The sequence below is a fragment of the Streptomyces sp. NPDC058469 genome, from assembly GCF_042721125.1.
Taxonomy (GTDB): domain Bacteria; phylum Actinomycetota; class Actinomycetes; order Streptomycetales; family Streptomycetaceae; genus Streptomyces.
Genome location: NZ_JBHXME010000268.1, coordinates 1 through 8,789, shown reverse-complemented (window position 1 = coordinate 8,789; position 8,789 = coordinate 1). Strand labels below are relative to the sequence as shown.

Annotated in this window: 6 protein-coding genes; 5 read left to right on the top strand and 1 reads right to left on the bottom strand. The window is 70.1% G+C overall.

The window, feature by feature from the left end:
* Positions 1–104: 104 nt before the first annotated feature.
* Positions 105–3,242: an isoleucine--tRNA ligase gene (ileS, locus tag ACFWP5_RS50615; RefSeq protein ID WP_384173617.1), complete on the bottom strand. Its 3,138-nt coding sequence runs from the start codon at positions 3,240–3,242 to the stop codon at positions 105–107.
* A 640-nt stretch (positions 3,243–3,882) separates the two neighbouring features.
* Between ileS and ACFWP5_RS50610 the strand changes: the two genes are divergently transcribed.
* The 5 genes from ACFWP5_RS50610 (at position 3,883) to ACFWP5_RS50590 (ending at position 8,698) form a co-directional block, all read left to right on the top strand.
* Positions 3,883–4,902 carry a TraR/DksA family transcriptional regulator gene (locus ACFWP5_RS50610; protein ID WP_384173614.1) on the top strand — a complete coding sequence of 340 codons (1,020 nt, stop codon included), beginning with the start codon at positions 3,883–3,885 and terminating at the stop codon, positions 4,900–4,902.
* 61 nt (positions 4,903–4,963) lie between these two features.
* A complete protein-coding gene (gene lspA, locus ACFWP5_RS50605; RefSeq protein ID WP_384173611.1) occupies positions 4,964–5,542 on the top strand; it encodes a signal peptidase II in 579 nt (192 codons plus the stop codon).
* A 52-nt stretch (positions 5,543–5,594) separates the two neighbouring features.
* A complete protein-coding gene (locus tag ACFWP5_RS50600) occupies positions 5,595–6,539 on the top strand; it encodes an RluA family pseudouridine synthase (protein WP_384173608.1) in 945 nt (314 codons plus the stop codon).
* Entirely contained in the window at positions 6,536–7,006 is a 471-nt protein-coding gene (locus ACFWP5_RS50595; protein WP_384173605.1) for a GNAT family N-acetyltransferase, read from the top strand. The genes ACFWP5_RS50600 and ACFWP5_RS50595 overlap by 4 nt, the downstream gene beginning before the upstream one ends.
* Positions 7,007–7,111: 105 nt before the next feature.
* Entirely contained in the window at positions 7,112–8,698 is a 1,587-nt protein-coding gene (locus tag ACFWP5_RS50590; RefSeq protein ID WP_384173602.1) for a Na+/H+ antiporter, read from the top strand.
* Positions 8,699–8,789: the final 91 nt, after the last annotated feature.

Below are 8,789 nucleotides of genomic sequence, written 5' to 3'. Positions count from 1 at the left end.
CTTTTGTACGGGTTGATCGCCGGCTTACGTGAGTTGACCGTTGGGCGTGAGAAAGGGCCCGGCCTCCATGAAGGAGGCCGGGCCCTTTCCCGTGCCGGTGGTGCCTACGCCTTGTGCAGGCGGAACACCAGGGACAGGCCCTCGTCGGTGAACGGGGTGCCGTAGCTGTCGTCGGCCTCGCCCTGGGCGAAGTCGGTGGCGAGGACCTCGTCGGCGATCAGGGCCGCGTGCTCGGACAGGGCCGCGATGACCGCCGGGTCGGTCGACGTCCAGCGCAGGGCGATCCGGTCGGCCACGTCCAGGCCGCTGTTCTTGCGGGACTCCTGGATCAGGCGGATCGCGTCACGGGCCAGGCCCGCCTGCCGCAGCTCCTCCGTGATCTCCAGGTCGAGGGCGACCGTCGCGCCCGAGTCGGAGGCCACGGACCAGCCTTCGCGCGGGGTCTCTGTGATGATCACCTCATCGGGGGCCAGCGTGATGGTCTCGCCGTCCACCTCGACGGACGCCGTGCCCTCGCGCAGGGCCAGGGACAGGGCGGCCGCGTCCGCGTTCGCCACGGCCTTCGCGACGTCCTGGACGCGCTTGCCGAAGCGCTTGCCCAGGGCGCGGAAGTTGGCCTTCGCCGTGGTGTCGACCAGCGAGCCGCCGACGTCGCTCAGGGAGGCGAGGCCCTCGACGTTCAGCTCCTCGGTGATCTGGGCGTGCAGTTCCCGGTCCAGGGCGGCGAAGCCCGTGGCCGCGATCAGTGCGCGGGACAGCGGCTGGCGCGTCTTGACGCCCGACTCCGCGCGGGTGGCCCGGCCCAGCTCCACCAGGCGCCGTACGAGGACCATCTGCTTGGACAGCTCGGGGTCGATGACGGAGAGGTCCGCCTCCGGCCACGTGGACAGGTGGACGGACTCGGGGGCGCCCGGGGTCACCGGGACGATCAGGTCCTGCCAGACCCGCTCGGTGATGAACGGGGTCAGCGGGGCCATCAGCTGGGTGACCGTCTCGACGACCTCGTGCAGGGTGCGCAGCGCGGCCTTGTCGCCCTGCCAGAAGCGGCGACGGGAGCGGCGGACGTACCAGTTGGACAGGTCGTCGACGAACGCGGAGAGGAGTTTGCCGGCGCGCTGGGTGTCGTAGGACTCCAGAGCCTGCGTCACCTGGTCGGTGAGCGCGTGGAGTTCGGAAAGCAGCCAGCGGTCCAGGACCGGGCGGTCGGCCGGGGCCGGGTCGGCCGCGCTCGGTGACCAGTCGGACGTGCGCGCGTACAGGGCCTGGAAGGCGACCGTGTTCCAGTACGTCAGGAGGGTCTTGCGGACGACCTCCTGGATCGTGCCGTGGCCCACGCGGCGTGCCGCCCAGGGAGAGCCGCCCGCCGCCATGAACCACCGCACCGCGTCCGCGCCGTGGCGGTCCATCAGCGGGATCGGGTCCAGGGTGTTGCCCAGGTGCTTGGACATCTTGCGGCCGTCCTCGGCGAGGATGTGGCCGAGGCAGACGACGTTCTCGTACGACGACTTGTCGAAGACCAGGGTGCCGATGGCCATCAGCGTGTAGAACCAGCCGCGGGTCTGGTCGATGGCCTCGCTGATGAACTGCGCGGGGTAGCGGGACTCGAAGAGTTCCTTGTTCTTGTGCGGGTAGCCCCACTGCGCGAACGGCATCGAACCCGAGTCGTACCAGGCGTCGATGACCTCGGGCACGCGCGTGGCCGTCTCGGCGCACTGGGGGCACGGGAAGGTGACCGCGTCGATGAACGGGCGGTGCGGGTCGAGGGCCGACTGGTCGGTGCCGGTCAGCTCGGTCAGCTCCGCGCGGGAGCCCACCACCGTGAGGTGGTCGTCCGTGCAGCGCCAGATCGGCAGCGGGGTGCCCCAGTAACGGCTGCGGGACAGCGCCCAGTCGATGTTGTTGTTCAGCCAGTCGCCGTACCGGCCGTGCTTGACGGTGTCCGGGAACCAGTTGGTGTTCTCGTTCTCCTGGAGGAGGCGGTCCTTGACGGCCGTGGTGCGGATGTACCAGGAGGGCTGCGCGTAGTAGAGCAGCGCGGTGTGGCAGCGCCAGCAGTGCGGGTAACTGTGCTCGTACGGCACGTGCTTGAAGAGCAGGCCGCGGTCCTTGAGGTCCTCGGTGAGCTTTTCGTCGGCCTTCTTGAAGAAGACACCGCCTACCAGCGGGACGTCCTCGGCGAAGGTGCCGTTGGGACGGACCGGGTTGACCACCGGAAGGCCGTACGCGCGGCAGACCTTGAGGTCCTCCTCACCGAAGGCGGGGGACTGGTGCACCAGACCCGTACCGTCCTCGACCGTCACGTACTCCGCGTTCACCACGTAGTGCGCCGGCTCCGGGAACTCCACGAGCTCGAACGGACGTTGATATGTCCAGCGCTCCATCTCGGCGCCGGTGAAGGTCTCACCGGTGGTCTCCCAGCCCTCGCCGAGGGCCTTGGCGAGCAGCGGCTCGGCGACGACGAGCTGCTCCTCGCCGTTCGTCGCGACGACGTAGGTGACCTCGGGGTGGGCGGCGACGGCCGTGTTGGAGACCAGCGTCCAGGGGGTCGTCGTCCAGACCAGCAGTGCGGCACGGCCGGCCAGCGGACCGGAGGTGAGCGGGAAACGGACGTACACGGAGGGGTCGACGACCGTCTCGTAGCCCTGCGCCAGCTCGTGGTCCGAGAGACCCGTCTGGTCGCGGGGGCACCAGGGGGCGACGCGGTAGTCCTGGACCAGCAGGCCCTTGTCGAAGATCTCCTTGAGCGACCACCAGACCGACTCGATGTACTCGGGGTCCATCGTGCGGTACGGGTCTTCGAGGTCGGTCCAGTACCCCATGCGGGTCGTGAGCGCCTCGAAGGCGTCGGTGTGCCGGGTCACGGACTCGCGGCACTTGGCGTTGAACTCGGCGATGCCGTACGCCTCGATGTCCTGCTTGTCGGTGAAGCCCAGCTCCTTCTCGACCGCCAGCTCCACCGGGAGGCCGTGGCAGTCCCAGCCGGCCTTGCGGCCCACGTGGTAGCCGCGCATGGTGCGAAAGCGGGGGAAGACGTCCTTGAAGACGCGTGCCTCGATGTGGTGGGCGCCCGGCATGCCGTTGGCCGTGGGCGGGCCCTCGTAGAACACCCACTCGGGGCGGCCCTCGGACTGGTCCAGGGTCTTGGCGAAGATCTTCTGCTCGCGCCAGAAGTCGAGCACGGCGTGCTCGAGCGCGGGCAGGTCGACCTGGGCGGGCACCTGGCGGTACGTCGGCGTTGTCATCAGCGAGCTTCCTCCGGCGGACTTTCTGCCTTCCGTCCGGAGGGACGAGAGCTACGACTTTCCGTACGCCGTGTGCGGCGCGCTCCCGCGGTACCACCCTCCTTGGCTCCCCGGTGCATCCCGCGCACCAGTGAGCCCCCTCATTGGGGTCGCGATACCGGGTCTACCGGCCGCGGCTGGTGTGCTGCGGCTTTCTTCCGGCGGCTCCGGGGTGATCTTCACGTCGCGCTCGCCCCCGGGCTTCCACCGTCCCCGGGTCGCTCTGGGCTGCGTACGCCGCTACTCGTCCCCATCCACGCTTCTCGCTCCGCCCAGTGTACGGGGCCGCGCGGACAGCGGCCGACCGGTTTCGCGGGGGCCTTGGCGGGGGTCTCCGGGGGTGCTTCCGGCGGGGGTTCGGCCGAGGGCTTCCTGACCTGCCGTACGACTCGAATGGCGCTGAACGCGCGTTCGGTTTTCGGGGCGTCGGGCTCGGCGGATTACCCGGCGGGGAGCTGGGCACAACGCATGCAGGCTTGCCGCGCGAGGCCAGGGGGGTGGACGAATCGGGCGGCGTGCCCCGTTGCCGCGGGACTCAAGTCGATTTATCGTCCCAGCACGATTCGCGTGCGTGATCACAAAATGTGAAGGGGCCGCGGCCATGGTGGCGAAGAAGACCGCAACGAAGAAGACCGCGGCGAAGAAGGCGGTCGCTACGAAGGCGGCTTCTTCGAAGAAGGCGACCGGGGAAGGGTCCGAGAGACCGGGGGCCGCCGACAAGGCGGTGGCCAAGGAGGCGGTGGCCAAGAAGAGCGCCGCGAAGTCCACGGCAACGAAAAAGGCGGCGGCTACGAAGACGGCGACTGCGAAGGCGACCGCTACGAAGAAGGCGGTTACGAAGAAGGCGGTTACGAAGGTGACGGCCGCCCCGAAGGCCACGGAAACGAAGAAGACGGCCGTGAAGAAGACGGCCACGAGGAAAGCGGCCGCGAAGAAGACCGCCGCCCCTGAGGGCACCTCTACGAAGAGCACCTCTACGAAGAGCACCAGCAGTGCGAAGAGCAGTCCTACGAAGAGCACCACGGGTACGAAGACCACCAGCACTGCGGGCACGAAGAGCACTACCGGCACAAAGAAGAGCGCGGCCAAGAAGGCAAAGGCGGGCGCGGCGCAGGCCGCGGAGCAGACGGGAGCCACGACGGTGGTTGCGAAGAAGACTCCTGGCACGGCCACGGCGGCGAAGACCGCGGTTCCCAAGGCGCGGCTCGCCGCGGCGGCGGGGCCGGGCGAGCTCGCGGTGCGCCCCGGCGAGGACCCCTGGACGCCCGAGGAGGTCGAGGAGGCCCGCACCGAGTTGCAGTCCGAGGCGGCACGGCTGAGCGAGGAGATCACGTCCACCGAGCAGGCCCTCGCCGGTCTGATGCGGGACTCCGGGGACGGTGCCGGCGACGACCAGGCCGACACCGGCACCAAGAACATCACGCGCGAGAGCGAGATGGCGCTGGCCGCCAACGCGCGCGAGATGCTGATCCAGACCGAGCGCGCCCTGGGCAAGCTGGACGCGGGCACGTACGGCCTGTGCGAGAACTGCGGCAACCCGATCGGCAAGGCCCGCATGCAGGCCTTCCCCCGGGCCACCCTGTGCGTCGAGTGCAAGCAGAAGCAGGAACGCCGGTACTGAGGCTCCCGACAGGTGTGCCGTACCCTCATCCAGAGTTAGGTACCTAGGTTGAGGGACTCACGTGGCAGAGGCGGAGCGCATCATCGGTACGCCGGATACCCCAGAGGCGGCGGGGGCCGAGCCGGAGCAGGGCGACACCGCGTCGCCCCCCAGGGGCAGGCGCCGGATCGCCGTGCTGTTCGTGGTGGCCACCTTCGCGTACACCCTGGACCTGGTCAGCAAGCTGCTCGTGGTCGCCAAGCTGGAGCACCACGCGCCGATCGAGGTCTTCGGGAACTGGCTGGAGTTCCACGCGATCCGCAACCCCGGCGCGGCCTTCGGGTTCGGCGCGGCCTTCACGGTCATCTTCACGATGATCGCGGCCGCCGTGATCGTGGTGATCGCCCGGCTGGCGCGCAAGCTCTACAGCCTGCCGTGGGCCATCGCGCTCGGGCTGCTGCTGGGCGGCGCGCTCGGCAACCTCACCGACCGGATCTTCCGCTCGCCCGGCATCTTCCAGGGCGAGGTCGTCGACTTCATCGCGCCCAAGGGCTTCGCCGTCTTCAACCTCGCCGACTCGGCGATCGTGTGCGGCGGCATCCTGATCGTGCTGCTCTCCTTCCGCGGTCTCGACCCGGACGGCACCGTCCACAAGGACTGAGGGCACGGGCTCAGGTAAGGCGGTGTCGGACCCGTCGGGCATACTCGACCGGGTGAGCACCGTTCCCGAGATCCGAAACCTGCCCGTGCCCGACGGCCTGGAGGGCGAGCGTGTCGACGCCGCCATCTCCCGCATGTTCGGCTTCTCCCGTACCAAGGCCGCCGAGTTGGCCGCGGCGGGGAAGGTCACGGTCGACGGCTCGGTGGTCGGGAAGTCCGAGCGGGTGCACGGCGGGGCCTGGCTCGAGGTCGAGATGCCGCAGGCGGCCGCGCCCGTGCAGATCGTCGCCGAGCCGGTCGAGGGCATGGAGATCGTCTACGACGACGATGACGTGATCGTGATCGTCAAGCCGGTCGGCGTCGCCGCCCACCCCAGCCCCGGCTGGACCGGGACGACGGTCATCGGCGGCCTGGCCGCAGCCGGGTACCGCATCTCGACGTCCGGCGCCGCCGAGCGCCAGGGCATCGTGCACCGCCTCGACGTCGGCACGTCCGGCCTGATGGTCGTCGCCAAGTCGGAGCGGGCGTACACGTCGCTGAAGCGCCAGTTCAAGGAGCGCACGGTCGACAAGCGCTACCACACGCTGGTCCAGGGCCACCCCGACCCGACGAGCGGCACCATCGACGCCCCCATCGGCCGCCACCCGAACCACGACTACAAGTGGGCGGTCACCGCCGAGGGCAAGCCGTCCGTCACGCACTACGACCTCATCGAGGCGTTCCGCGCGGCCTCCCTGCTCGATGTGAAGCTGGAGACCGGCCGCACCCACCAGATCCGCGTGCACATGGCCGCCCACCGCCACCCGTGCGTCGGCGACCTGACCTACGGCGCCGACCCGACGCTCTCCAAGCGGCTGCTCCTGACCCGCCAGTGGCTGCACGCCGTCCGGCTCGGCTTCGAGCACCCCGCCGACGGCCAGTGGGTCGAGTTCGAGAGCGGCTACCCGGACGACCTCCAGCAGGCCCTGGACCTGGTGCGCGAGGAGACGTACGCGTGAGTCCGACGCCGTACGCCGTGCGCGTCGCCGACGATCCGGCCGACCGTGAGGCCTGCTTCGCGGTGCGCAAGGAGGTCTTCGTCGTCGAGCAGGGCGTGCCCCAGGAGCTTGAGTACGACTCGTACGACGCCGTAGCGACGCATGTGCTCGCCGTGCGTGAGGACGGGACGCCGCTGGGCACCGGGCGGCTGCTGTACGGCGAGGCGGCCGCGGCGAAGACCGACGGGGACCCGACCGTGGGGTCCCTGGGGCGGCTGGCCGTCACCAAAGAGGCGCGTGGGCTCGGGGTCGGGGTCGCGCTGGTGCGGGCCATCGAAGATGCGGCACGCGCGCGTGGGCTGGCCGCGGTGGACCTACACGCGCAGACGCACGCGCTGGGGTTCTACGAACGGCTCGGCTACGAGGCGTACGGCCCGGAGTTCCCGGACGCGGGCATTCCGCACCGGGCGATGCGGTGCGCGCTGTAACCGGCTTCTGCAGCCGAGGGGCGTCGAAAGAGCTGGTGGGGCAGGCGGCGTGGCAGGCTTGGGCGTCCGCTGTGTGAACGTCGAGATCCCGCCGGAGCCCTGACCGTGGATCAATTGGCCCTTTTGTTCGTCCTGTTGCTCGGGGCCGTGGTGAGCGTCCCGCTGGGGGACCGGTTCGGCCTGCCGGCGCCGGTGCTCATGACCCTCCTCGGGATAGTCCTCGCGGTGGCCGACTTCGTGCCGAACGTGAACGTCCCGCCCGACCTGATCCTGCCCCTCCTGCTGCCACCGCTGCTGTACGCGGCCGTACGGCGCACGTCCTGGCGGCAGTTCACGGCGAACATCCGCCCCATTTTCCTGCTGGCGGTGGCGCTGGTCTTCGTCACCACCCTCGCCGTGGCCGCCGTCGCGAGCGCGATCGTGCCGGGCCTGCCGATCGCCGCCGCCGTGGCGCTCGGCGCGCTGGTGGCACCGCCCGACCCGGTCGCCGCGACCGCCGTCGCGGGGCAACTCGGGCTGCCGCGGCGGCTGGTGTCGATCCTGGAGGGCGAGGGCCTCTTCAACGACGTGACGGCCATCGTGCTCTACCACGTCGCGATCGCCGCCGCCGTCAGCGGGAGCTTCAACCCCTGGCGCGCCGGGCTCGACTTCGTGCTGTCCGCCGTCGTCGCCGTGGCGGTCGGAGTGGCCCTGGGATGGGCCACGAACAAACTGATGTCGGCCCTCGACGACGCCACCCTGCAGATCGGGCTGACCCTCCTGGTGCCGTACGCCTCGTACGTCCTGGCCGACGAACTGCACGGCTCCGGGGTGCTCGCCGTGCTCACCACCGCGCTGTTCCTGGCCGAGTACTCCCTCGGTGCCGACGACGTCCTGACCCGGCTCGCCGGGGCGACCGTGTGGGACGTCGTGGACACGCTGGTCACCGGGGTCGCGTTCGGGCTCATCGGGCTCGAACTGCACAACGCGATCCGTACGGCGTCCGGGCGGTGGGGCGAGATGCTCGGCTGGGCCGCGGCGATCGTCGGGGTCGTGGTGGTCGTACGGCTGGCGTGGCTGCTGCCGGCGACCTGGCTGACCAAACGGCTGCACGCCAAGCGGGACTACGACGAGGAGATCCCGACGTCCTGGCGGGAGACCGTGATCATGTGGTGGGCGGGGATGCGCGGGGTGGCCTCCGTCGCCCTGGCGCTGGCGATCCCGCTGACGATGGAGGACGGGTCGGCGTTTCCCGACCGCGACGAGATCGTGTTCATCGCCTTCGGGGTGATCATGGCGACGCTGGTGCTCCAGGGACTCACGCTGCCGTGGCTGGTGAAGCGGCTCGGGGTGCGGGCCGACACCGACAGCGAGAAGGCGTTCGAGAAGGAGTTGGCGGTGCGGGCGGCGAAGGCCGCGAAGCGGCGGCTGCGGGAGATCGAGGACGTGGAGGAGTTGCCGGAGGAGGTGTCCGAGCAGTTGGTGCGGCGGGCGTTCGACATCGGGGTGCGGATCTCTCCCGAGGTGGGGGACGGGGAGCGGCGGGAGGCGTACGAGAAGCGGGTGAAGCGGGTGAAGAGGATGCGGCGGATCCAGGGGGAGATGATGAGCGCGGCTCGGCATGAGGTGTTGGCGGCGCGGAGTGAGCCGGGGGCGGATCCGGAGATCGTGGACCGGGTGCTTCGGCATCTGGACGTCCGTAGTCTGAGGTGAGTCGCCCACCCACGCACCGTCCGTTCGCCGTTGGTTGGTGGGTGGGCGTTTGCGGTGGGGGTCGGGCGCCGTTGGCGGCTGAGGGTCGAAG